Origin of the sequence: Extibacter sp. GGCC_0201, from assembly GCF_017566055.1 — a bacterium.
Classification (GTDB): Bacteria; Bacillota; Clostridia; order Lachnospirales; family Lachnospiraceae; genus Extibacter.
On the sequence record NZ_JABFCH010000011.1, the window covers coordinates 80,383 to 105,065 of the forward strand.

At 49.3% G+C, this 24,683-nt stretch carries 19 protein-coding genes and 5 tRNA genes; 5 read left to right on the plus strand and 19 right to left on the minus strand.

Going from position 1 to position 24,683, the window contains the following annotated elements; genetic code table 11:
- Positions 1-16: 16 nt before the first annotated feature.
- Positions 17-544 carry a spore maturation protein gene (locus HJV72_RS09500; protein WP_208070522.1) on the minus strand — a complete coding sequence of 176 codons (528 nt, stop codon included), beginning with the start codon at positions 542-544 and terminating at the stop codon, positions 17-19.
- 141 nt (positions 545-685) lie between these two features.
- Between HJV72_RS09500 and HJV72_RS09505 the strand changes: the two genes are divergently transcribed.
- Entirely contained in the window at positions 686-2,044 is a 1,359-nt protein-coding gene (locus tag HJV72_RS09505) for an MATE family efflux transporter (RefSeq protein ID WP_208070524.1), read from the plus strand.
- Between the two features lie 145 nt (positions 2,045-2,189).
- On the opposite strand, the gene HJV72_RS09510 is transcribed toward HJV72_RS09505, so the two are convergent.
- From HJV72_RS09510 to HJV72_RS09525, 4 genes are all read right to left on the minus strand, one after another.
- Positions 2,190-3,326 carry a toxic anion resistance protein gene (locus HJV72_RS09510; protein WP_208070527.1) on the minus strand — a complete coding sequence of 379 codons (1,137 nt, stop codon included), beginning with the start codon at positions 3,324-3,326 and terminating at the stop codon, positions 2,190-2,192.
- Positions 3,327-3,372: 46 nt separating this feature from the next.
- Positions 3,373-4,620, minus strand: coding sequence for a 5-bromo-4-chloroindolyl phosphate hydrolysis family protein (locus HJV72_RS09515; RefSeq protein WP_330618922.1), 1,248 nt, complete (start codon positions 4,618-4,620; stop codon positions 3,373-3,375).
- Positions 4,621-4,755: 135 nt separating this feature from the next.
- Positions 4,756-6,015, minus strand: coding sequence for a dicarboxylate/amino acid:cation symporter (locus HJV72_RS09520; protein ID WP_208070529.1), 1,260 nt, complete (start codon positions 6,013-6,015; stop codon positions 4,756-4,758).
- 13 nt (positions 6,016-6,028) lie between these two features.
- Positions 6,029-6,730: a helix-turn-helix domain-containing protein gene (locus HJV72_RS09525; protein WP_208070530.1), complete on the minus strand. Its 702-nt coding sequence runs from the start codon at positions 6,728-6,730 to the stop codon at positions 6,029-6,031.
- Between the two features lie 213 nt (positions 6,731-6,943).
- Between HJV72_RS09525 and brnQ the strand changes: the two genes are divergently transcribed.
- A complete protein-coding gene (gene brnQ / locus HJV72_RS09530) occupies positions 6,944-8,260 on the plus strand; it encodes a branched-chain amino acid transport system II carrier protein (protein WP_208070532.1) in 1,317 nt (438 codons plus the stop codon).
- Here brnQ and HJV72_RS09535 read toward each other — a convergent pair.
- From HJV72_RS09535 to HJV72_RS09545, 3 genes are all read right to left on the minus strand, one after another.
- On the minus strand, positions 8,257-9,642 hold the full coding sequence (locus tag HJV72_RS09535; protein ID WP_208070559.1) for an alanine/glycine:cation symporter family protein: 1,386 nt from the start codon (positions 9,640-9,642) through the stop codon (positions 8,257-8,259). The genes brnQ and HJV72_RS09535 overlap by 4 nt on opposite strands.
- A 13-nt stretch (positions 9,643-9,655) precedes the next feature.
- A complete protein-coding gene (locus tag HJV72_RS09540; RefSeq protein ID WP_208070534.1) occupies positions 9,656-10,282 on the minus strand; it encodes a nucleoside recognition domain-containing protein in 627 nt (208 codons plus the stop codon).
- Between the two features lie 119 nt (positions 10,283-10,401).
- Positions 10,402-11,184: a helix-turn-helix domain-containing protein gene (locus HJV72_RS09545; protein WP_243765600.1), complete on the minus strand. Its 783-nt coding sequence runs from the start codon at positions 11,182-11,184 to the stop codon at positions 10,402-10,404.
- Between the two features lie 133 nt (positions 11,185-11,317).
- Here HJV72_RS09545 and HJV72_RS09550 point away from each other — a divergent pair, with 133 nt between their 5' ends.
- From HJV72_RS09550 to HJV72_RS09560, 3 genes are all read left to right on the plus strand, one after another.
- Positions 11,318-11,686, plus strand: a complete 369-nt coding sequence (locus HJV72_RS09550) for a sporulation initiation factor Spo0A C-terminal domain-containing protein (protein WP_208070538.1) — start codon at positions 11,318-11,320, stop codon at positions 11,684-11,686.
- Between the two features lie 160 nt (positions 11,687-11,846).
- Entirely contained in the window at positions 11,847-13,082 is a 1,236-nt protein-coding gene (locus HJV72_RS09555) for a DUF819 family protein (RefSeq protein ID WP_208070540.1), read from the plus strand.
- Positions 13,083-13,120: 38 nt separating this feature from the next.
- On the plus strand, positions 13,121-14,095 hold the full coding sequence (locus HJV72_RS09560) for a dipeptidase (protein WP_208070542.1): 975 nt from the start codon (positions 13,121-13,123) through the stop codon (positions 14,093-14,095).
- Positions 14,096-14,141: 46 nt separating this feature from the next.
- Here the strand turns inward: HJV72_RS09560 and HJV72_RS09565 are convergent, their stop codons facing one another.
- From HJV72_RS09565 to HJV72_RS09615, 11 genes are all read right to left on the minus strand, one after another.
- Positions 14,142-15,302 carry an AI-2E family transporter gene (locus HJV72_RS09565; protein ID WP_208070545.1) on the minus strand — a complete coding sequence of 387 codons (1,161 nt, stop codon included), beginning with the start codon at positions 15,300-15,302 and terminating at the stop codon, positions 14,142-14,144.
- 1 nt (position 15,303) lies between these two features.
- Positions 15,304-17,838: a cation-translocating P-type ATPase gene (locus HJV72_RS09570; protein ID WP_208070547.1), complete on the minus strand. Its 2,535-nt coding sequence runs from the start codon at positions 17,836-17,838 to the stop codon at positions 15,304-15,306.
- 246 nt (positions 17,839-18,084) lie between these two features.
- A complete protein-coding gene (locus HJV72_RS09575; RefSeq protein WP_208070549.1) occupies positions 18,085-18,480 on the minus strand; it encodes a GtrA family protein in 396 nt (131 codons plus the stop codon).
- A complete protein-coding gene (locus tag HJV72_RS09580) occupies positions 18,467-20,965 on the minus strand; it encodes a YfhO family protein (RefSeq protein WP_208070551.1) in 2,499 nt (832 codons plus the stop codon). The genes HJV72_RS09575 and HJV72_RS09580 overlap by 14 nt, the downstream gene beginning before the upstream one ends.
- Complete coding sequence (locus HJV72_RS09585; RefSeq protein WP_208070553.1) at positions 20,853-21,926, minus strand: glycosyltransferase family 2 protein; 1,074 nt, start codon at positions 21,924-21,926, stop codon at positions 20,853-20,855. Before HJV72_RS09585 ends, HJV72_RS09580 begins: the two co-directional genes overlap by 113 nt.
- 126 nt (positions 21,927-22,052) lie before the next feature.
- Complete coding sequence (locus HJV72_RS09590; protein ID WP_208070555.1) at positions 22,053-22,994, minus strand: L-lactate dehydrogenase; 942 nt, start codon at positions 22,992-22,994, stop codon at positions 22,053-22,055.
- Between the two features lie 973 nt (positions 22,995-23,967).
- A tRNA-Lys gene (locus HJV72_RS09595) sits at positions 23,968-24,040 on the minus strand.
- Between the two features lie 26 nt (positions 24,041-24,066).
- Positions 24,067-24,139, minus strand: a tRNA-Phe gene (locus HJV72_RS09600).
- Between the two features lie 163 nt (positions 24,140-24,302).
- Positions 24,303-24,376: transfer RNA gene (locus tag HJV72_RS09605), tRNA-Met, on the minus strand.
- Positions 24,377-24,400: 24 nt separating this feature from the next.
- Positions 24,401-24,473 (minus strand) — tRNA-Thr (locus HJV72_RS09610).
- 65 nt (positions 24,474-24,538) lie between these two features.
- A tRNA-Tyr gene (locus HJV72_RS09615) sits at positions 24,539-24,620 on the minus strand.
- Positions 24,621-24,683 lie beyond the last annotated feature (63 nt).

Genomic DNA, 24,683 nt, shown 5'->3' on the forward strand with positions numbered 1-24,683 from the left:
TCGTTTTCCCCTGTCCCTATGCCATCATCCCTGCCAGTACCACGCTCGCCACGAGGCCGGCAAAGGTGGCGAACATGGCGCCGGACAGCGTATATCTGGTCTTTGTCACCTTGGCTGTCATAAAGTAGACGCTCATCGTGTAGAATATCGTCTCTGTGCACGACATGCTGATGGAGGCAATCAGGCCGATATAGGAATCTGTCCCGTATTCTTTGAACGCATCCAGCAGCAGGCCAGTGGCCGCGGAGGATGAGAACATCTTGACTACGGTGAGCGGCACGAGCTCTCCGGGAAAACCTATGTATTCGGTGGCCTTTCCAATAAGCCCGGACATGAAGCCGAGAAAGCCCGAGGCCCGCAGTATCCCCACCGCCACCATGAGGCCTATCAGGGTAGGCATAATCTTGATGACGGTAAAGAAGCCGCTCTTCGCCCCCTTTACAAACGTATCATAGACATTTACTTTCATCAGCACCCCATAGCTCACGATGCCAAAGATTACGAGTGGCACGATGAAGTCTGATACATACATGAATAACCGCATAAACCATTTCCTTATAATAGATGCTTATTATCAATATATGCCATACCGCGCGGCTTTATGGTTAATTTCCTCCATTGAAAGGCAGATAAAAAAAGAATATACTTATATGCAGTAAGAGATTTACAACAGGACGGTGGTAAGATGGACAGCAGACATGATTTCGGGCAGGGCAGCGTGGCGGGGAACATTATGCGCCTCGCTATCCCCATGACTCTGGCCCAGCTCATAAATGTACTATACAATGTAGTAGACCGGATATATATCGGACATATCCCGCACGCTTCAACTCAGGCCCTCACCGGTATCGGGCTTACGCTCCCTGTCATTACGATTATCACCGCATTCGCCAATCTGTTCGGCATGGGAGGTGCTCCGCTGTTCTCTATGGCGCGGGGACGCGGGGACACAGAGCGCGCCAGGAAGATTATGGCCAACTCGTTCTCCATGCTTATTATCTCCGGTCTGCTTCTCGCCATCCTCTGCTATCTGTTCAAACGGCCCCTTCTTTATCTTTTCGGAGCCAGCGATGCCACCTTCCCTTACGCGGACGCATACCTGACACTCTACCTGTGCGGCACGTTGTTCGTGATGACAAGCCTTGGGATGAACAATTTCATCAACGCGCAGGGGTTCGGCATCATCGGCATGCTGACCGTTTCCATCGGGGCAGTGCTGAATCTGATACTGGATCCGATTTTCATCTTCGTCTTCCACATGGGTGTGAGGGGCGCGGCATCGGCTACCGTCCTCTCCCAGTTCGTCTCTGCCGTCTGGGTGTTCCGTTTTCTCACCGGCCCAAAAGCGATACTGCGTATAGCAGGAACATATATGCGTCCGGAAGCGGCACTCGTAAAGGAAATCACAGGACTCGGGCTGTCAGGCTTTGTGATGGCAGTCACGAACGGTTCCGTACAGATTATGTGCAACGCAACACTACAGCGCTATGGCGGCGACCTCTATGTCGGCATCATGACAGTAATCAACTCCGTCCGGGAAATCGTCACCATGCCGGTCAACGGCCTGACAAGCGGTGCACAGCCGGTTATGAGCTTTAATTACGGTGCAGAAAAATATGACCGTGTCCGCTCGGCTATCCGCTTTTCCACCATATGGGCCATCTTATTCTCCACAGCCGCATGGGCCACAATTTTCTTTTTCCCCAACTTCTTCCTCCACTTGTTCAGCAGCGAAACCAGTCTGATGAAGGAAGGGGTACCCGCAATGCGCATCTATTTCTTCGGCATCTTCATGATGGCGCTGCAGTTTGCGGGACAGTCGGTATTCGTGGCCCTGGGCAAATCCAGACAGGCGGTATTCTTCTCCCTGTTCCGAAAAGTCGTCATCGTCATTCCACTGACACTGTGGCTGCCTGCCATATGCGGCTTAGGTACAGACGGCGTATTTCTGGCTGAACCGGTGTCCAACTTCATCGGAGGGACCGCCTGTTTTGTTACCATGATGCTGACCGTCTGGCCTGCCCTTCGAAGGCGCCCAGAGTAATCTGACTGCCGCTGCCAGCCGGGGTTCCTTTCCAGCCCTGAGTACGCCCCGGCACTTGGTACACTCCGACATATATATCAGAGTACATCAGAAGGCAGGCTCCACACGTGAGCCTGCCTTCTTAACATTATTGTGCCGTCTTCAATTACCCCATCTGCAGGAGCTTCGCCTTCAGCTCACCTTCCAGCCGCATCATCTCCTGCTCCGCCTCCCGGCGTTTCTGGCGGCCGGTCTGCTGAATCTGCATCACTTCATCAAGAGTGGAGATAAGCGATTCGTTCGTCATCTTAAGCGTTTCCATATCCACGATGCCACGCTCCGATTCCTTCGCCGTCTCCACGGTAGCCATCTTAAGCTTCTGGGCATTCTTTCTCAGCAGTTCGTTCGTCATATCCGTCACTTCCCGCTGCGCCGCCGCGGCCTGCGCGGAATGCTCCACACCGAGGGCAAGCACCATCTGGCTCTTCCAGAGCGGTACCGTGTTCACGATAGTGGACTGAATCTTCTCCACCATCAGCGTATCATTGCCCTGTACGAGACGAATCTGCGGCGCCGTCTGGATAGAAATCATCCTCGTCAGCTCCAGATCATGTATCTTCTTCTCAAACCGGTTGCACATAGCGTCCAGATCCTTTGCCGCCTGGGCATCTTCGGGTAAGCCGCTCCTTTGAGCCTTCTCCATCAGTTCCGGAAGCCTGCTGCCCCGTATTTCCATAAGCTTCTTCTTCCCCGCCAGAATATACATGGATAGCTCTTTAAAATACGTAAGATTCACGTCATACATCTTATCCAGGATAGCAACATCTTTTAGCAGCTGCACCTGATGATTTTCCAGCACCTTGCATATCTGGTTCACATTGTCCTCGGCCTTGGCATACTTCGCCTTCATCGCCGTTATCTTATTGGACGTCTTCTTAAATATATTGCCAAAGAATCCCTTATCCTCTTCCTCATCGAAGCTTTTGAGTTCCTTCACCACACCGGAGAGCAGTTCACCTACTTCACCCAGGTCCTTCGTTTTCACATTTTCAAGGGCATTTTCTGAAAAATCCGCCATCTTCTTCTGCGTCCCTACGCCGTACTGGAGGATTACAGAAGAGTTCGTCAAATCAATCTGATCTGCAAATGCATCCACCGCTTTCCTCTCTTCTTCCGTCAGGATGCTTTCATCAAATACCTGAGCCTCTTCCTGCCTGGCAGGAGGGGCGCTACGCCGCTCTTCCTGGAATGGATCCAATGTCAAAGTGGGGGTCGTCTGAAACTGTTCAAATTCTTTCTCCATAATGATATCCTCCGCCCGGCCGTGCCGGTCTCATATATTCTCTCGCCTAAAAGTCGTCTTTGGTAAGGCCCTCCTGTGCCAGCATCGTCTTCAGTACAGATATGTCGGACGACACATCCCACGCCGTATCCTGGAACAGGCTGTCCAGCAGCTTTTCAAACGCAGCGTTCAGCGTATCAAGCGTCTTTTCAATCTCCTGCTTGGAAGACAGTATATTCTCCCCCTGTACCGGCTGTGCGTCCAGCTCCTCATATGCCTCCAGAAGCTTTACCGTAGTCGGCAGATAGTATTCCATGAGCCTGCGTATCTCCGGCACGCAGCCGGGATTCTGCTCCACACGGTCGAATATCCGGTCCACGAGCGTCTCCATACGGGATATCTTGGCAGATATCTCTACCCCCGGAATGGCGTCGTTGCATTCGTGAATCTTCTTGATATATGCATCGCCGGTTCGTATAATGTCCCGCACCTGGGGATCCATGCTCTCAGCCGTCTCTTCCTGCTGCGCTTTTCTTTCCTGCTCCTGCCGCTTCTGCGCCTCCGTATGTTCCATCAGCTCTTCGTATTGGCGGTATGCATGGTGCGTCACCATAAGGCATGTCCTCTGTCTGTCCAGGTGTCCTTGTCTGAACCATCCTTTCTCAATCATCTTCTCCAGGTCCTTCACGACGAACTTGGGCGGTTTCTTCACACGTTCCGCCAGTACCTTGACCTCCCCGTATTCTCTGCCTTCCATCCCTTTTATGTAGGCGTTGAAGCGCTTGACTTTACCGAGAACGTGATGGCCTGCTCCCGCCAGCACCGCTCCGGCTCCGAGCAGTATGACACCAGATCCGAACAAAAGCTGGAACAAAAAATCAAAGCTGCCGATTGCAAGCTCTCTTATCATATAGACAGGCAGCCCAATCAGAAGAATTCCGCCCAGCATATATCCTGCAGCCGCCATGATGACACCGCCGGCCTTTGCGCTTCCTGTCCTGGCATACAGTTCAGGCATCTGCCTTTCGCCAGCCTCGTACCCATACCCGCTCCGGCCATGGTACTGTCCGGGGTAAGGACGGTTCCGGTATGTCCTTCTCTCCCGCGCCTGCCTGCCTTGGCGCGCCATGTCCTGCATACCCTTGTCCACCGCGTCGCCTGCACTGCGCACCCCTTTTCCAATACCATCCACCGCATGGTATATCGTATCATTGATCGTCTGGTTCAATCTATCAAAATTCCTCGTATCCACCGCGTCCTGCACCGTCCTGCGGATATCTTCCCCAAATCTTTCCCAATCCCAGTTTGTCATCATATCCTCCTGGTTATCACTACTGTCGATTCAACAATCTCAGATAAGACTGCCTCCTGTTTTACATATATCATTTAAAGTATAATGGAAACATGGTGAAAATGCAATGCTCACACATTACCATCTCGTTACCATCCGCTATCCGTCCGCCTCCATGCTGTGGGGCCTTTTCAGCTCCCTCTTTTTCTCGGAGGCATCCACACAGATGGTGCATGCCGCATCCCCCGTGATATTGACCGTAGTCCTTGCCATATCGAGTATACGGTCCACGCCGGCCACAAGGGCAATCCCTTCCAGCGGAAGCCCCACGCTCTGCAGTACCATGGCAAGCATGATGACGCCGGAACCCGGGACACCCGCAGTGCCGATGGACGCCAGCGTAGCGGTCAGTATAATCGTAATCTGCTGCGAAATGGTGAGGTTCATGCCAAATATCTGCGCGATAAATATAACGCTGACCCCCTGGTAGATTGCAGTTCCATCCATATTAATCGTAGCACCGAGGGGCAGTACGAAGCTTGAAACTTCCTTTCTGGCGCCGAGCTTCTGTGTACATTCCATGTTAAAAGGCAGCGTCCCAACACTGCTTGCACTGGAAAATGCAAATATCATAGCCTCGCCCATACCCTTGAAGAAAGTAAGCGGGCTCATCTTAGCCATCGCCCTGACAAGGCTGGAATAGACACATACCATATGCACGGCACAGACAAGATACACGACCCCTATCAGTTTCATCAGCGGCAGAAGGATAGACATGCCGTTTGTCGCTATGACCGGAGTAATCAGGCCGAACACTCCGATAGGGGACAGTTTGATGATGACGCCCATCACTTTGATGCAGACTTCCGAAAAGCTCTCCACAACCGCTCCGGCCAGCTTGCCCTTCTCTCCCGCAAGTATGATACCAAATCCAAAGAACAGGGCAATCACGATTATCTGCAGCATGGTAGCCTCAGCCAGAGGCTGGATGGCATTGGACGGGAATATGTTCACTATCGTATCTATAAATGACGGCGTCTCCGTGACTCCCTCGAATGCCTCCAGCGATTCCGAAGACAGCTTATACCCGCTGCCTACACTGAGCACATTGGCGATCACAAGTCCTAGCGTTACCGCGAACGCTGTCGTGCACATATAGAACAGGACCGTCTTGCCACCGATAGAGCCTACCTTCCTGATGTCCTGGAGAGATATCACCCCCTGCATGATAGAAAACAGCACGACCGGTACCACTACCATCTTTACAAGATTTAAGAATATCGTTCCAAGCGGTTTGATATATGTCTCCGCTATATCACTGTTCGTCTGCAGCAGCAGCCCCGCAATGACGCCAAGTACAAGCGCTGCCAGAATCCAGACCGTCAGCGAGACCTTTTTCTTTTCCTTTTTCGTATCCAAACTCTGTTCCTCCTCATTCCATAAACTGGTCAATCGTAAATAAATTGAATTTTCTGGATATCTTGATATCCTCCTTCGTAAGCAGAAGGGAAGATACCAGCCCATCGTCTTCCTTTAGTATTGCCGAAGAGAGCATCACCTTAATCGCCACGGGCATCATAGTTTTGTATGACAGGCCTGTCAGCATTCCTGTCCTCCGGCTTGTCCGGTTCAGACTGTTGATGCAGCATATCCACGCCTGCTCCGTAGGGTTGTTCTGGTTCTGCAGGTTATAATTTTCCACGAATTCATACCTTCGGCTGTAGCCGGTGTAGAATGTCTTGCAGTTTCCGCAGCTTTCCTCATCCTGGACGTCATAAAACAGCTGTATCCCTATCTGCTCCGAGCCCGGAATCTGGTATCTCTCCATAACACTTTTCAGAATGCGCCTGCTCCTTCCATCGTAGGAATACATATACTGCCTGTCCAGAAATTCCCCCGGCTCCAGCCTGGCGTGCAGCTCCTCATCCTGTACCGCCAGCAGATACGCGGGCGATATCTGGAATACGTCCGCAATCTCCTTAAGCGTTGACACATCAATAGATATAAGGCCCTTCTCATACTTAGACATGGTCGACTTGCTTTTATGTATCTTCTTCGCCAGCTCTTCAAGCGTCAGTTTATATGCAAGCCGGTACTTCTTGATGTTCTTCCCCACATGCTCATCAATAGCCATAATGCCTCCGTTTCCTATAAATCACCTTTTCCATGAATAATAACCGATAGGATAATACTCATATGTATTTCCCAATGATTTATAATTTAAGTTTACCATAAATAGATAAACACATTAAAAGTTTCCTGTCAAGACACCCCATCCAATTTGTCTCGTTTAATAATTAACGATAGAATAAAGTCAATACAGATGGAAAGCCAGAAGGTGTAATGAATGAACAGAACAGACACAAAGAATATATCTATCATAGGATTTGCAATATTTGCCATGTTCTTTGGGGCAGGGAACCTGATTTTTCCTCCCTACCTCGGCTTGCAAAACGGAAGAAGCTGGTTCTTAAGCTTCCTCTGCTTCATCATCATGGATATCGGACTCAGCCTGCTGGCACTGCTTGTCGTGACGCGAACGGGCAAGGGGACAGAGGGCATTACGGAGAAGCTCGGAAAGCTTCCTTCTATATTAATATTATCACTGAACGCGGTATGCCTTGGACCTCTCATTGCCATTCCAAGAACTGCTGCCACTGCGTATGAATTTTCTATTGCTCCGTTCTTTCCAAAGCTTGACACAAAGATATTTTCACTCTTCTTTTTCCTCGCTGTGGTACTGTTCTGTCTTAAGCAGTCCAAAGTCATCGATATCATCGGAACCGTCTTTGCGCCTTTGATTCTCGCTGCCCTTTTATTCCTCATCTTAAAAGGCATCGTGTCGCCACTTGGCGTTATGGAGACTCAGTCTGCCGCCTCTTCGGCTGTCCGCGGCGGAATCAATGCCGGCTACCAGACGATGGACGTAATGGCAGCCATGATATTCTCCGCTTCCATACTGCTGACCATAAAGCAGAAAGGCTACAATGATACGAAATCCCAGTTCAAGGTCATCTCCGCCGCCGGCCTTCTCGCTACGCTCATCCTCTTTGCCGTGTACGGCGGCCTCGCCTATCTCGGGGCGACGGTTAGCGGGCAGTTTTCTGCCGATATTGACCGGGTGGCACTGCTCATCGCCATCGTCAAGGCGTTGCTCGGCGAGGGCGGGATGGTACTGCTCGGCGTACTTGTATGCGCCGCCTGCCTGACACCTGCTATCGGGCTCTTATCCTCCTCCGCTTCCTTCTTCGAGAAGCAGACAAAGGGGAGAGTAAGCTACCGTGCGTTTGTGTTTGGATTTGCAGGCATCAGCTATGTAATCTCTAATTTTGGTATAGCCAGGATACTGGCACTGGCTTCCCCGATACTTAATATTTTATATCCAGTGCTGGTTCTTCTGGTCTTCATGGGATTGATGGAAAAATGGCTCCCGGACGCCGCCGTCTATCGGTCTGCCGCGTCAGGAACCATCGTCGTAAGCACCTTGTCAGCTCTATCGGAATATCTGCCGGTTCCGATCCATATCGCCGGCCTTCCACTATATGAATATGGATTCCAGTGGATGCTTCCCGCTGCCATATGCGGTCTTATCGGCTACCTCTTTGCAAAAGAAAGGACGTCCAGGCAGCGGCGTATCATCGGCAGCATCGCCGCCAGGACTTAATTCCTCATATATTCCTTCGTCACTCTAACCACCTGGCCGCTCAGCAGTATAAGGGCGGTCAGGTTCGGTACTGCCATGAATCCGTTGAACGTATCGGCAATCTCCCACACAAGTCCCGGGGCAATCACGCATCCTGGAAGCAGCACCACAATATATATCACCTTATATAGAGTCGCAGATTTTTCACCGAACAGATACGCAAAAGTCCTTTCTCCAAAGTAAGCCCACCCTATGATCGTAGCAAAAGCGAAGAATATCATGGACAGCGCCATAAACTTGTCTCCGCCCGGTATGACCGTGGCAAACGCTCTTCCGCACAGCGTCGTGCCGTCTACATTCTCTGCTCCTCTTGCTATATTGGCAAGGAAGCCCTGCTGGTCGTATACTCCGGAAGTAAGGATGACAAGCGCCGTCACCGTACAGAATACGATGGTATCGATGAACACCTCCACAATTGCCCACATCCCCTGTACCGGGGCAGAGTCTATATCCGATGCGGCGTGGGCCATGACAGAGGAGCCAAGCCCCGCCTCATTGGAAAATACCCCTCTGGAGATTCCCGTCTTCATTGCCTGCCGCATCCCGTAGCCGAGCACCCCTCCGCCCACGCTCTGCACTTTAAAGGCCTCTGTAAAAATGAGCTGGAATGCCTTTGGAATCTCAGACGCATTGGCCGCCAGCACAATCACTCCCCCTGCAATATAAAAGAGAGAGATGAGCGGTATGAGCCGTTCTGTCACGGTCGCTATACGGCGGACGCCGCCGAACAATACCATGCCTACCAGCACCATGGCCGCCAGACCGGTGACAAAAGTGGGGACATAGAAGGCTTCCTTCAGCCCTCCGGCCATCGCATTGGCCTGTGTCATATTGCCCATGCCGAGCGAGGCAAGGATGCAGAACACGGCGAACAGGACGGCCAGCCACTTGCAGCCGAGCCCCCGCTCCATATAGACCATTGCGCCTCCCACCCATCTGCCGCTTCTGTTCTTATAGCGGTAGAGGATGCCCAGGACATTTTCTGCATACATGGTCATCATTCCCAGCACCGCAGATATCCACATCCAGAATATGGCACCGGGACCACCCGCGATGAGCGCTGTAGCGACTCCGGTTATGTTGCCCGTGCCGAGCGTGGCTGCCAGAGCCGTACAGAATGCCTGGAACTGGGACATGGACTGTTCGTCATCCGTACGCCTTACCTTCCTGTTTCGAAAGAGCTGGCCAAGCGTCATGCCGAGCCAGACACGCCACTTCCTGAACTGGAAGAAGCCGGTACGCACCGTAAAAAGAAGGCCGACCGCAAGAAAGATGATGAGCATGCCCCGGCCCCAGATAAAGTCACGAAGAACATCGTTGACCTGTTTGATATATTCCGTCATCGTCATAGACTACTCACTTTCTGTCCATCAGCTTCGCATAGATGATTCCTGCCAGCGTGCTTATGCTTGTCGCAACGATAGCCGCCCCTACGATAGCGGCGGGATTCACGCTCCCATACTGGCTCCGGTAAGCGATGATATTGACCGGGATAAGCTGCAGGGACGAGATATTGATAATCAGGAAGGTACACATCTCATTGCTTGCGGTACGGCCTTTCGACACGCCTCCAAGCAGCCTCTTCTTATCCTGGTATTCTGGGTTGCCCCGCTCCCGTTCCAGTTCCGCCAGGCCATCCATGGCCTTTAACCCCGCAGGGGTGGCCGCCCATCCAAGTCCGAGGATATTGGCTATCATATTGGTCGTAATGTGCTCCGCAGCCGGATGGTCAGCCGGAAGCCTCGGAAAGAGAAACCGGATAATGGGCCGCATTTTCTTCGATACGCTCTTGATAATTCCTGCTTTTGTCGCAATTTCCATAAGTCCCACCCAGAAGGACATGACCCCCATCATGGTGATGCATAGCGTAATTGCCTCCTTGGACGAGTCTATGGCTGCATTCGTCACGTCTGGCATCTTTCCCGTACAGGCGGCAAATATGATGCCCACAAGTATCATTCCTGCCCACAGATAATTCAGCATGTAATCATTCCATTTATGTAATATCTCTACATCCTATGCCGGACCGGGATATTATATGTTCTGGACGAGACACATCGGCATCCGGCAGATACGTACACGAAGGAGAGCCAGACGTCCTGTCATCGTCTGGCTCTCCTTATCTGGCTCTTCTTCCTGTCCTGCCTTACCGGGCCGTTTGCACCTACATCCACATGGCCTTCCCTCAGGACGCCGACCAGCCTGCCTATCCTCTTATACTGCGTATGAGAATTGATATGCCAGTCATCTATCGTACCATTTAACGCCTTAATATATATGTCATCGTGCCTCTTATATACTCTCCCCATATACAGATAGCCTCCCCGCATTATAATCCATATCTCTCCGTTCTTTGGATCATAATCATCATCATAACGGAACCCGAGCAGGCTGCCTTCCGGAAACTTCGGAGTAAGCACTGGTGTGCTCACATATACACAGAAGGTACAGTGCCGGCTTATCTCATTATCGCTCACCATTATATCTCTTTCTATCCTGCTGTCATACTGCGCCAGGCCCTGTACTATGTTCGTAAATTCAAAACATTTCATTTTTATCTTTTCATGGGAAGTGCTGTGAATCATCTGGTCGTATTCGGTGTCTATCGTGTATTTTATATATTCTTTCATAGGGTCCGGCAGCTTTTTAAACCGATATACATAATCCGAAAAGTCGTATGGCACATTCGGCTCCCTGTCCGTAAACTCGTCCAGGGAACAGTCCAGCACCCTTGCTATCTTCTCCATGGCGGAAAATCCGGGATTCTCCGTCACGCCGCTTCCAATCTTCGTCAACGTACTGTAGGGAACCCCGCTCAGCCATGCCAGATCTTCAAATGTAAGTCCTCTTTTTTGCATGATATACTTTATTCTTTCGTTTTTCAAAATTCTCCACCTTTCCATTTTTGGAAACTTTCTACCCTATGCCGATATTGATTTATTATAGCATATTTCCTATAATCAGACTTATTGTTATTATTTTTTTAAGCATAATGTTCAAAAAAGAGAGGTAAACGCCATGACTAACAATATTTACACTTCTACACCGGTAGATATCCAGCTTAACCGCCGGCTGACGCTTCTGCTGAACCGGCTTGAGATTTCTCCCAAGCTGAAAGGATATCTATATCTGAGAAGCGCTTTGTCACTCTGCATCAATGATACAAGTTATCTTTCAGGAATCACGAAAAATCTATATCCTTCTCTCGCTGCCGCGTACAGCACAAGCCCCTCCGCCGTGGAGCGGGCTATCCGCAACTCCATCGACATACTATGGCATTCACATGCCAAGATAACTTATCAGGAACTGACCAACTGTTACTGCGACGTCAGGCCGACGAACGCACAGTTCATCGCTCTTCTGACACATACCATTCTTTTTTTGTGAAAAATTTCTCACAATTTCAATTTTGTCTTTTCTTTTTTTGTCCTTTTTGGTACAATTATTGACTTTTTTAGACAGATTATATATACTTAGTTTAGTTCAATTAACAACAATTGACGAAATTTCTTCAAAAAACTTGCAAAAATGAAAGGAGGAAGAGAGTATGTGGGGACATATTTTCGATCTGAGCAATCCTCTTATAGGAGAGGAAAACACATGGGTGCTCTGGGCTATCTGTGCCACAGGCGCCGCTGCTGCCATTTATCTGGAACAGAGGTATAAATGGGCGGCAAAAATGACGGGAGCCATCATCGCTCTTATCTTTGCAATCGTTTTATCCAATTTCGGTATCATTCCTATGAGCGCTCCTGTATGGGACATCGTGTGGGGGTATGTGGTACCGCTGTCCATCCCGTTGCTGCTTCTGCAGTGCGATATGAGAAAGATAGGTAAGGATTCCGGGCGTATCCTGATAATCTTCCTCATAGGCTCCGTAGGTACGGCGTGTGGTTCACTGCTTGCCTATACGGCGCTCAACAAATTTATTCCGGAGCTGGCAGGGCTTGCAGGAGTCTTCACCGGAACGTACATCGGCGGCACGGTGAACTTCGCGGCACTTGGCGCGGCGTTTGACGTATCAGGTGAGATGATTTCCGCTGCCACGGTAGCAGACAACCTGCTGATGGTATTATATTTCTTCCTGTTGATTGCGATGCCGTCCATCGGTTTCTTCCGCAAGAACTTCAAGCACCCATACGTGGATGAAGTTGAGGCTGCAGGTAGCAACTTGAAAGAAAACGAGACGAACGCATCTGCATTCTGGGGAAGAAAAGAAATCTCCCTGAAGGATATCGCCCTTGCAGCTGCAACCGCGTTTGTAATCGTTGCATTGTCCAATATCATCGCAACCGGACTTGGAAGCGTCATCCCGACATCCAACGCGTTCCTGAAGATCCTCAACACGCTGTTCGGCAACATGTATCTGTGGATTACGACGATTGCCATGCTCTGTGCTACATTCGCACCGGGGTTCTTCGGCAATATCAAAGGCACGCAGGAGCTTGGAACCTTCCTGATCTACCTGTTCTTCTTCGTAATCGGTGTTCCGGCATCTGTACCGCTTATCATCCGGAACTCTCCGCTGCTGCTCGTATTCGCTGCCATCGTCGTTGCGGTCAATATGACATTCAGCCTTGTGGCAGGTAAGCTGCTGAAGTTCAACCTGGAGGATATCATACTTGCCTCCAACGCCAACATCGGCGGACCTACGACAGCGGTCGCCATGGCAGTATCCAAAGGCTGGACGAAGCTCGTCGGACCGATTGTACTTATCGGTACATTAGGTTATGTCCTTGGTACATACTTCGGCCTTGTAGTAGGAAGCATACTCGGCTTATAAGAGCCAAACACAACTAGAAAGAAAGGGGATTATAAGATATGAATTTTGATGCACATTCTGATATCTGGACCGACGTGACACACCATTATCTTGACGGGGAATCTGACATTTTCCGCAAATACCACTATGAACGTCTTAAAAAAGGACAGATTGAGGGCGGAATATTTGTAATCTGGAATGATCCACCTTTCGATAAGGAGCCGCTGAAGCGCACACGCCAGATGATGGAGGCGATTGCCCACGAAGAGCCTGACTGTGCGGATATATTAAAGGTGGCACGTTCTTACGATGATATGATGAAAGCCCGGGAGGAAGGCAGGATGTATGCCTTCATCGGGCTGGAAGGATTAAAAAGTATCGGTGAAGACCTGGATCTGATTGATGAATTCTATCGGTTCGGGGCCAGACACGCCGGCCTTACATGGAACGAAGAAAATCCGCTGGCAACGGGAGCGCTGGGGAATCCTGAACGCGGACTGACAGATGTGGGCCGGAGGGCAGTGAGGAAAATCCAGGAGCTTGGGATGATACTGGACGTATCGCATCTAAATGATGCATCCTTCTGGGATCTGCTTGATGCGGCGGGAGGACCTGTCGTAGCCACGCATTCCAACTGCAGGGCTCTGTGTAACCAGCGCCGGAACCTCACCGATGAACAGTTAAAGGAGCTGGCTAAGACAGGAGGTATCGTCGGCCTGAATTCCTTCAATGAGTTCGTACATGATGTGGAATCAGAACAGACGGTAGAGAACCTTGTGAAGCATCTCGTCCGTATGGTGGAACTGATGGGGATCGACCACGTCGGCTTCGGCTTCGATTTCTCTGAATTTATATGCGGAGACACGCTGAGCTCGTTCAGCAGCCAGGAGAATCCCTATACGATCGGTCTGGAGGACGCCTCCAAGGTTCCAAATGTCATTGAGGAAATGAAACGTGCCGGATTCCATAGTGAGGAGATTGAAAAGATCTCCTATAAGAACTGGCATCGTCTTATTCGAGAGGTCATTAAATAACAGATATAATCACGAAAGGCACAGCCGATGCGGCTGTGCCTTTCTGCTACTTTATGGAACCCGGGTCCACTTTTTTCTGCCTCAGCTTCAGATACACGATTTCACGGAACAAGGCGTATACGACAGATACGATAGGGATGAATATGAGCATGCCCACGATTCCCATCAGGCTTCCTCCTATGCTGACTGCTGCCAGCACCCATATGGACGGCAGTCCCACCGAGTTACCGACTACATGAGGATAGATGAGGTTCCCTTCAATCTGCTGCAGCACGAGGAAAAGGACGACGAATACAAGCGCCTTGACCGGATCGACCATGAAGATGAGGAACGCGCCTACCGCACACCCGATGAAAGCGCCGAAGATAGGTATCAGCGCCGTAAAGGCTATCACAATACCGACCAGCAGCGCATAGGGAAGGCGGAACAGCCCCATGGATACGACGAACATGCTTCCAAGTATGATCGCTTCCACGCACTGTCCGGTCAGAAAGCTGGAAAATGTACTGTAGGTCAGCGAGAACACTTCCAGAGCCGCCTCTGCCCTTCCTCTTCTTACAAAGGCGAACAGTACCTTCTTCGCCTGAACGCTCAGCTTTTCCTTCTGCAGCAGCACATAGCAGGCAAATACAAATGCGATGAAGAACGTCGTGATTCCGCTCACGATGCTCTTGGCCGCCGTGATGGTCGAGTCGAGGACGCTTCCTGCGCCGTTCCGGAAGAAATCAATCCCCGCGTCCATAATCTTGTTCCAGTCGAATTTCAGATTGTTCACCCAGGCCATCACTTCCTTATTGTTGTGGAAGAGGTCATTAGCCCACACCTGCACCCTCGGGATAAATGCCTGAATGCTGTCACCCAGATTTGCAAAGGTCCTTCCAAGCTGCGGTATCAATATGAACATTACGACGGCTATGACTCCAAAGACCAGCAGCAGCACGATGAGCATGCTGACCGGACGCGCCGCTTTGGCACACGCTCTGCTCTTCTGTGCCCTTTCACTGCCGAACAGATGGCGTTCCACAAAGTTCATCGGCACATTCAGCACAAATGCTATCGCTCCGCCAAGAATAAACGGGAACATGATATGGAACACGAATCCGAGAATATCGAATACTTTGTTGTATTCCCAGAGGCATAGCACGACGATAGCTGTAAATATGATGAGCCCTCTTATCTTTTTTACACTCTCTCTGTCAAATTCCATCTTAACTCCTTATCTTTTTCATCAATTGTATCACAGGAAGGTTCAGAAGCGCCAGCCCATATACGGTAAGCAGCTGTCCCAGATCAAGCGTAACCACTTTGAAGATGCCGTGAAGCCCCGGTATCATCAGTACACCCGTAATAAGCAGCAGGCCGATGACAAATGCACCTATGAGGTATATATTGTTGAAGAACCTGTTCGTGAACAGTACCGGGCCCTTCGACTTACAGTTGAAACCGTGAACAAGCCTGCCCGTACAGAGTGTACCAAAAGCCATCGTACTTGCAAGCGCACTGCCCCCGCTTACATAGCCGATATAAAAAGCGGCCATCGTCATGACGCCGATGCACAGCCCTTCCGTTCCGATACTGAGCAGATACTTTCCCGTCAGTATAGATTCATCCATCGGGCGGGGCTTCTCCTGCATCACGTTCTGCGTGTGCGGTTCAAGGCCGAGCGCGATAGCCGGAAGGCTGTCTGTCAGCAGATTGATGAACAGGAGATGGACCGGAGCAAACGGCACCGGCAGTCCCGCCACAGAAGCATACAGTACAGCCAGAATAGCGCCGAAATTCCCTGACAGGAGGAACTGTATGGAGTTCTTGATGTTCTGGTAGATGTTTCTGCCATTTTCTACTGCTTTGATAATGGTGGCGAAGTTGTCATCCGTGAGTACCATAGACGCCGCATCCTTGGACACCTCCGAACCGGTGATACCCATGGCCACCCCGATATCTGCCTGTTTGAGCGCAGGAGCGTCATTCACGCCATCTCCCGTCATAGCGACTATATTGCCCTTATCCTGCCATGCACGGACAATCCTTATCTTATGTTCCGGGGAAACTCTCGCATACACAGAGATTTTTTCCACGAAGTCCTGAAGCTCTTCGTCGGACATGTCTTCAATAACCGCGCCTTCGCAGGCCTCGGAATCATCTTCCAGGATACCGATCTTCCTTGCAATCGCCGCTGCCGTAACCTTGTGGTCTCCCGTAATCATAACCGGTTTGATGCCCGCTGCCTTGCACTCCGATACGGCGGCTTTCGACTCCTCCCTCGGCGGATCCATCATCGATATGAGTCCGAGGAAGATAAGGCCGTCTTCATCCTCCAGCGTTAGGGCACGGGCACTTTCTATCTCCTTATATGCAAATGCCAGCACCCGCAGGCCATCCCTTGAGAACTCCATGTTCTGTCTCTCGATTTCCAGCCTGTCGTCCTCTGTAATATCCCGTACTGCCTCCCCCGTCCTTATACTGCTCATACGTCCAAGCAGAACATCGACGGCCCCTTTGACGACGATAATCTCTGCTCCGTCTATCCGGTGCTGCGTAGACATCAGCTTCCGGTCGCTGTCGAACGGTATCTCTGACTTACGTGGGAACCTCTTCCTTATCTCAGACGCGTCAGCGCCAAGCCTGCTGCCCACATTGATGAGCGCGGTCTCCGTCGGATCCCCGATTTCCTGACCCTCCGCATTCACGGAATCATTGCAGAGCATGCTGAATATAAGCAGCTTCTCCTCGTTACAGACAGACAGATCTATATCCCCCGCCGGTATCCGCCTGCCGTCCACATAATAATCTTCCACCGTCATCTTATTCTGCGTCAGCGTTCCTGTCTTGTCCGAGCATATGACAGACACGCTCCCGAGTCCCTCTACCGCCTGGAGCTTGCGGATAATGGCATGTTCCCTGGCCATCTTCTGGGTACCGAAAGACAGCACGATCGTAACGATGGAACTCAGTGCCTCCGGAATTGCCGCGACTGCAAGCGCCACCGCGAACAGGAACGCGTCCGCAACAGAACCGCCCCGCACCACATTTACTGCAAATAATATACCGCAGAATACGAGGATGATGATTGAAAGCTTCTTTCCAAAGTCATCCAGATTCATCTGAAGCGGCGTCTTCTTCTCCGATGTCGTCTTCAATAGCCTGGCAATCTTGCCGACCTCCGTTTCCATCCCAATCGAGGTGACCTCAAAGGTACCCCTCCCATAAGTTACGAAGCTTCCGGAAAAGACCCGGTTCGTCTGGTCGCCGAGCGCTGCCCCGGCCGGAGCTTCTTCCAGTGATTTCTCCACAGACAGGCTCTCTCCGGTAAGGGCGCTTTCATCTGCCTTGAGGCTGGCTACGTCAAGAAGCTGGCCGTCAGCAGGAACACAGTCCCCGGCTTCCAGTATCACTTCATCTCCAACCGTGACCTCCCTGGATGGTATCTGGACCATCACCCCGTCCCTTATGACCTTCGCCTCGGGCGCGGACAGCTGCTTCAGGCTCTTCAGAGACTGTTCTGCCTTCACCGTCTGCACCGTCCCCAGTATGGCATTGATTGTTATCACTACGAAGATGACCACAGCACTTTCCGCATCGCCTAAAAAGCCTGAAACGATGGCTGCAATTATAAGTATAATGACGAGAAAGTCCTCAAACTGTTCCAGAAATATCCTCGCCGTGCTCTTCCTCTTGCCTTCCGCCAGCTCATTATAGCCGTATTTCTCCTGGTTTATTTTTGCCTGTTCACTTGTCAGCATATGTTTTCCTCTCTTTCCTGCAATGAGACTCTCTTTTCTATTATTTCCACCTAAATAAAAAAGAGACCTCTATTGCATAATTTAATATGCAATAAAAGTCTCACCATTTCATTACGATACGGATGATTGCTCATCGTACTGACGACATCGTAAACGCGGGCTTCTGCCGGCGCCAGTTACTCCCTTTTATTATTTCATAATATACCGAATAAAATCATAAAAGTCAATACTATTTGCCATTTATTATCATCTGTCAAATACAAAATATCTGCCTGCGATATAATTCAATATGATGACTGCAATATTGGTCAGTATCTTCATAACCGTGCCCTGCAGCGACAGCATATCCACAAGCAGATACATGAGTACCACCTCCAGCACGCCGGTCAGCGCCCTGCACCCAAAGAAACGGGCTGCCTCCGATATGACTGTCAATCCTTTCCAGTCCCTGCTTTCGAACACGAAAGGCTTGTTGGTAAGAAACGCAAATACGACCGCTATACACCACGCGGCTATTGTGCTGTACACGTTTGGAACCTTCAGTATCTGGTAGCAGACATAATACGCCGCCACATTGACGACTGTAGTCAGTATCCCAAATATCATGTAAGCTGTAATTCTTTTATATTTATATTTTACCATGCAGTCTCCTCTTCCTTCTTATAAGGTCTGCTCCAAGTATGCCAAGGGCTGCCAGCGTTGCTGCTATACCTGCTGTTCTGCCTTTGGCCTCGTACACGAGCCTGACCTGGTGAACACCTTCTTTAAGGGGCGCACCGATAAAAGCGGTATTGATTTTGTGTATCTTCTCCTGCCTGCCATCCACATAGAGCTTAAAATTCTCGTCGTAAGGAATGGATGTGACCAGCCACCCTCCATTGCCGGACCTGGCCGTCCCTTCCAGCACATTTCCCGCTCCTGTAACATTCAGGCTGACGGGGCTGCTGTACAGGTTGCGCGTCTCCTTCTCGTCTGCTCTTCCAATCCATGCATGGACATTGCTGATCTCGTAATCTCCTTCGCCATATTCAACCGGAACCTCATTCTCACCGGCAGAAAGTAATGAAGTATAGTGGAACGTCGTATTGGCATTATAATACGCCGCATTATCTGCACTCAGCTTGTTCTGCTCCCCGTTTACCGTAACCGTTACATCTCTGGCAGCCTTATTGTTCTTTACATCAAATTCCAGAAACAGATAAGCATCTTCTTCCCTGTCATTATCAACAGTCAATATACCGGACGATGCACTTCCCTTGATTCTGGATGCACTCATATGTACATCCACCTCTGCAGCGCGTTCTTTACTCTCAACCGCCGCCTCTTTTGTATCCGCCACTGCGGTACGGAGCATAGCAAGCTGTCTTTCCGGCCAGGATAAGGTTAAGAAATCCTCTTCCGTCATAATCTGGTCTGTCACATAAACGGAGGGCGCCACTTCATTATTTTCATATATATTGACGTCCCCGTACCGATTTATCTTCTTGTAGCCGTCCGGTGCCCGGCTGCCCACAATATACCGGACGCCCATAATCTTCAGGAATACCGGACTATCTACCGTATCGGCCATCAGGCTGTTCCTGCTTGGCTTGCTCAGATGCAGGACTTTGCTGCGGAAGCTGCTGTAGTAAGGATTGCTGATAGAAGAATATACGGTGGTCAGGTTCTGCCCACACACCCACACCTTATTCTGGTTCGCCTTGTTCGCACTGTATCCGTCCCGTGTCTCAGTGCGGTATGAACCGCCACCCTGCACAGATTCGACAGCTTTCCCGATAGCCGGGCTTTCAATTCTTTCCATCTCCGCCTTTGTGACCAGCTCCTCTTTCAGCAGCGTCACCTGACCTACGCACAGCAGAGCCATCACCGCAAGCATGACTGTGGATACGGCCTTTTTCCAGCAATACATGCTGATGGCGATTGCTGCCGCACAAACTGCGAAGTCGATATAGATAAAATACTGCTCCTGCCGTACATAAGTATTGGTCAGCAGGGAGACCGTAAGCAGCACACCTGCCAGCACGCAGCCTCCCACAGCCTCACGCGCCCTGAGCAGGCGGCTGCCGATTCTGTAAAAGAACGAGGCGGCGAGCCAGCACATAAGCGGCAGAAACGGTATGAATGCTTTGTCTCTCAGATAGAGCGTTCCGTTCAGAAGCCAGTCAAACACCGGGAACAGCAGCAAGAGAAACAACGTGGCTGCCATATACTTCTCTCTGCATCTTCTGTAAAAGATACTCGCACATAATAGGATGAGTGCAGCGACAGAGAGACCCATCCCATAACCGCTGTATAGGAGCTTATGAAGCCGTATATCAGGAACAAGCAGCTCCTTCAAAGACTGGGCCGCGTGTCCGGTCCGCCCTGCCGACATCGCAAAATATACAGGCACAAGATAGAACAGAGAAAGAAGGCAGCCAAGAAGGGCCGGGTAATACCTGTACCAGAACCACTTGATCATGCCCCACACTGATGCCCCTTTCTCGTGCCTGTATCCACACGCTCCATAGATGAACAGAGCTGCCAGCCCTCCCACGGCAAAGTAAAAGCTTGTCAGTATCATACATAATACAGATACCGTCAACAGGCCATATTTCCCATTCTCGCAATACCGGTCGTAACCGATCAGCGCCAGCAGAAGAAACGGCATATAATTCACAAACATCAGCTGCATCGATGAATGATAGGTAACAGAAGCAGCCAGCGCAAGCATAACGGAAGCATAGAAGCTTTCCCGCCTTCTGAAATGGCCTCTCCCAAGCCAGCAATAGCACAGGATCCCGTCCGCTATATGTTCCAGGAGCGCTAACGCCTGAATATATGTGGTCATCTTTATAAAAGGCAGCATGTATGACAGAAGATATAGCGGATTAAAGAGCCCGTAGTATGCAAAGTTATAGATGTTCTGCCCTCCTCCAAGCTCTGCCGCAAACTGTGGGAACAAGGTCCCTGTCTCATAAAACAGCTTGCGGAAATAGTCCGGGAATACGATATGCTGCCCGAGCCAGTCTATCTCAGAGCCTGCCAGATATCCGTTTCTTGTCTTCAGGATATACAGGATGAGCGGAATGATTATAAGAATCGAGAGATATAAAATATCTTCCCTGTTTTTTGTTGCCTTTGCCATCAGTTTTTGCATCCTCTTCATCACTTGATTCCCTCAATAAATAGATTGGCCTGTTTTTGATCTCCGTGTAAGCCCTTGCAAGATACTGTCCCGAGATTCCAATGCAGAGCAGCTGAATCCCGCCTATCAGGAAGATGACGCACATCATGGCCGGCCAGCCTGCTACGGGGTCATGCCAGAACAGGTTCTTGACGACGAGAAATACGATCATGCAGAATGCTGCCCCACAGAACAATATCCCTCCATAAGAAGCCATTGACAGAGGTACTGTCGAAAAGCCGAGGATCCCGTCGATGGAGTATTTGAACAGCTTCCAAAGAGACCACTTCGTATCCCCTGCCGCACGTTCCACATTGTGGTATTCCAGCCATTTCGTCCTGAAACCGACCCATCCGAACAGGCCCTTGGAAAATCGGTTGCATTCGCTCAGCGAGAGTATGGCATCGGCCATCTTCCTATTCATCATGCGGAAATCCCTGGCACCCTCCACTATCTGGACCTCAGAGAGCTTATTAATACATTTATAGAAAGATGCCGACAGGAATGACCGTATCCTGGCTTCGCCCTCACGGTCTCCTCTTCTCGTCGCTACGCAATCATACTCGCCTTGCTGTAATATACCGAGCATTTCCGGTATATAGTCAGGTGGATCCTGCAGATCTGCGTCCATTACGACGACATATTCGCCCCCTGCTGCTTTGAGGCCCGCATAAAGGGCGGACTCCTTTCCAAAATTTCTGGAAAAGGATAGGTATCGGTAATCTTTATCCTGCTCATGATATCCCTTTAAAAGCTTAAGCGTATCGTCTGTAGAACCATCATCTACAAATATGATCTCCACGGCTGCAGGCTCCATCTTCTTTATTACTTCCTGCATGGCCTGTACATAAAGAGGCAGTACATCCTGCTCATTATAACAAGGGACAACCACGCTGACCGCAGGTTTCTTATCTCCGTACATTATAAAACCTCCTTCTTAATGACTGATTGCTTTTGCTTGGTTCAATAGTAATTATAGATATAGTATCTATCGATTTCCGAAAGAAAATCTTAAGTTTAGATAAAGATTGCTTTTAATCAGCTCACGTTATACTATCTGGCTGAGTGTTTTACTTATCTCTTCTGCTGATTGTATCAGCTTCTGCCGCTCCCTTGCATCCAGTTCAATCTCCAGTACCTGCTCTGCCCCCTTCTGGCCTACGACTGTAGGAATACTGAGGCACAGCCCCTGTAATCCATACTGCCCTGACAGGAATACAGATATCGGCAGCACCGCATGGCTGTCGCGGATGATGCACTCTGCAATCCTGGCTACGGCAATTCCTATGCCATAATACGTAGCCCCTTTCCTCTCTATAATCTCATAGGCACTGTCACGTACATCCTGATATATGGTTTCCCATACGTGTTCCTCTGAATTACGCCCACGCAGCTCGCTAAAGTGTTCTATATCTATGCCGGATATATTCGCCGTACTCCAGACCGCAAGCTCACTGTCACCGTGTTCACCGATGATAAATGCATGCACGCTTCTGCTGTCAACCTTCAGATGCTCGCCAAGCAGATATTTAAGCCTTGCCGTATCAAGGACCGTTCCAGACCCTATGACCCTTTCTTTTGGAAAGCCTGATTCTTTTAGTGCTACGCACGTGAGTATATCGACAGGATTCGATACGATTAAGAGGATGCCCTCGCACTTGGCAGCCTTGATATCATGGATAATCGAACGCATAATCTTTGTATTTTTCTGTACAAGATCCAGCCTTGTCTCTCCCGGTTTCTGATTGGCGCCCGCGGTTATGATAACGAGCGCTGCATCTTTTATATCATCATAATCTCCCGCGTAGATATCCATAGCATGGACAAAGGGGAGACCATGATTAATATCCATCGCTTCTCCTTCGGCCTTTCTCTTATCTGTGTCAATCAGTACCATCTCTGAAAATGTCCCTCTCTGCAATAATGTATACGCAATTGTAGAACCGACAAATCCACACCCGATGATTGCAGTTTTCTGTATATTGACCATAAAATACCTCCTTCTTAATGTCTGATTACTTTTGCTTGAATCATTAGTAAATATATATAGTATCTATCCATTTCTGAAAGATAATCTTAAGTTTCGCTAAAAATTATAAATTATAGCAAATAACATAATAGGACATAATAAGTATACAAAAAGTTCATGTTGTATGCGATAGGACGAAATATGGATAAATATCACCGGTTCCTTCATCAAGAGATTGAGAAATATGGGGGGAAAGGAGTAAAAAACCCCTGTAGAGGTTCAAGGCTTTGAAAAAGCCTGAATTCTACAGGGGTTTTTCCTTCTTAAATATCTGGGGTTAAAATCAGTATCAGCCGATAGCCCCTTAAGCCTATAATATGATAACCGAGTCAAGAGGTCATGCATATAGACACAATTCTATCCATATATCTCATCTAAGATATCCAACAGTTTATTATACATATTTGCATTTTCCAAGTACATATTCTTGCTGTTCTCGCCCAATACAATCTCCGAATACCTTTATTGCTGGACTGCCAAAATCTCAAAGGCATCTCTTATATTCTCACCTCTCGTACAAGTCTTTCATAAAACTGTCGGTCACTGATGATGAAGTATAATTGATTGGAAAAGTCATTTCCTCCAAATCATATTTCTCCTTTAGATAATTTTTCTGCTCGTCTGTTAACTTCAAAGGCTGACTCTCATTTTCTGACAGCCTCTCTTCAATTACTGTTTTTATGTCATTCGAATCTAATCCAGATTTTGAATAAACCGTCTTCTTGTTATTATCTTTGTGTGCTGAATGATAATAACTCATGTTTTCACAAAGGCAAAAGTAATTAGGAGACATTATATTACTATTAAAGGTCAATAAAATTATATCTTCTTTCAAATTTCGTCACTTTTATTAATATTTTTATAGAAGCCACCTGATTTTACTGAACAAAAAAAGCAGTATCCAATAAAAGACACTGCTTTCCTCTCATTCCCATGAGCGTGCGGGGATTCGAACCCCGGACAACTTGATTAAAAGTCAAGTGCTCTACCACCTGAGCTACACGCCCTTATACAATTATGACAGTAAAGAAAATGCCCAGAGCCGGAATCGAACCAGCGACACGAGGATTTTCAGTCCTCTGCTCTACCGACTGAGCTATCTGGGCAAATGGGCATTATTATGTGAAACTTTCGCGTACGACTTCAAAACTATGTTTTCTCAGTCACGGCGTTACCGCCTATACATCTACAAAATAATACTTTCACTCAAGCAAGCTTGACTCAATTATTATTTTGCATCTGTGCACGCTCTGAACTACAACGTGCAAATTGCGGGGGCAGGATTTGAACCTACGACCTTCGGGTTATGAGCCCGACGAGCTTCCAGACTGCTCCACCCCGCGCTATTAACTAATATATGATATTGAAGCCGTTGACCGGACTTGAACCGGTAACCTGCTGATTACAAATCAGCTGCTCTGCCAATTGAGCCACAACGGCAAGTCTGATAACGAATGAAAAGATTGTAACCATTTTGCTCTAGCAAACAGTTGACTCTTTTCCAGTGGATGGAGAAGGATTCGAACCTTCGAAGGCGTTGCCAACAGATTTACAGTCTGCCCCCTTTGGCCACTCGGGAATCCATCCATTTTCATATGGGACCTATAGGGCTCGAACCTATGACCCTCTGCTTGTAAGGCAGATGCTCTC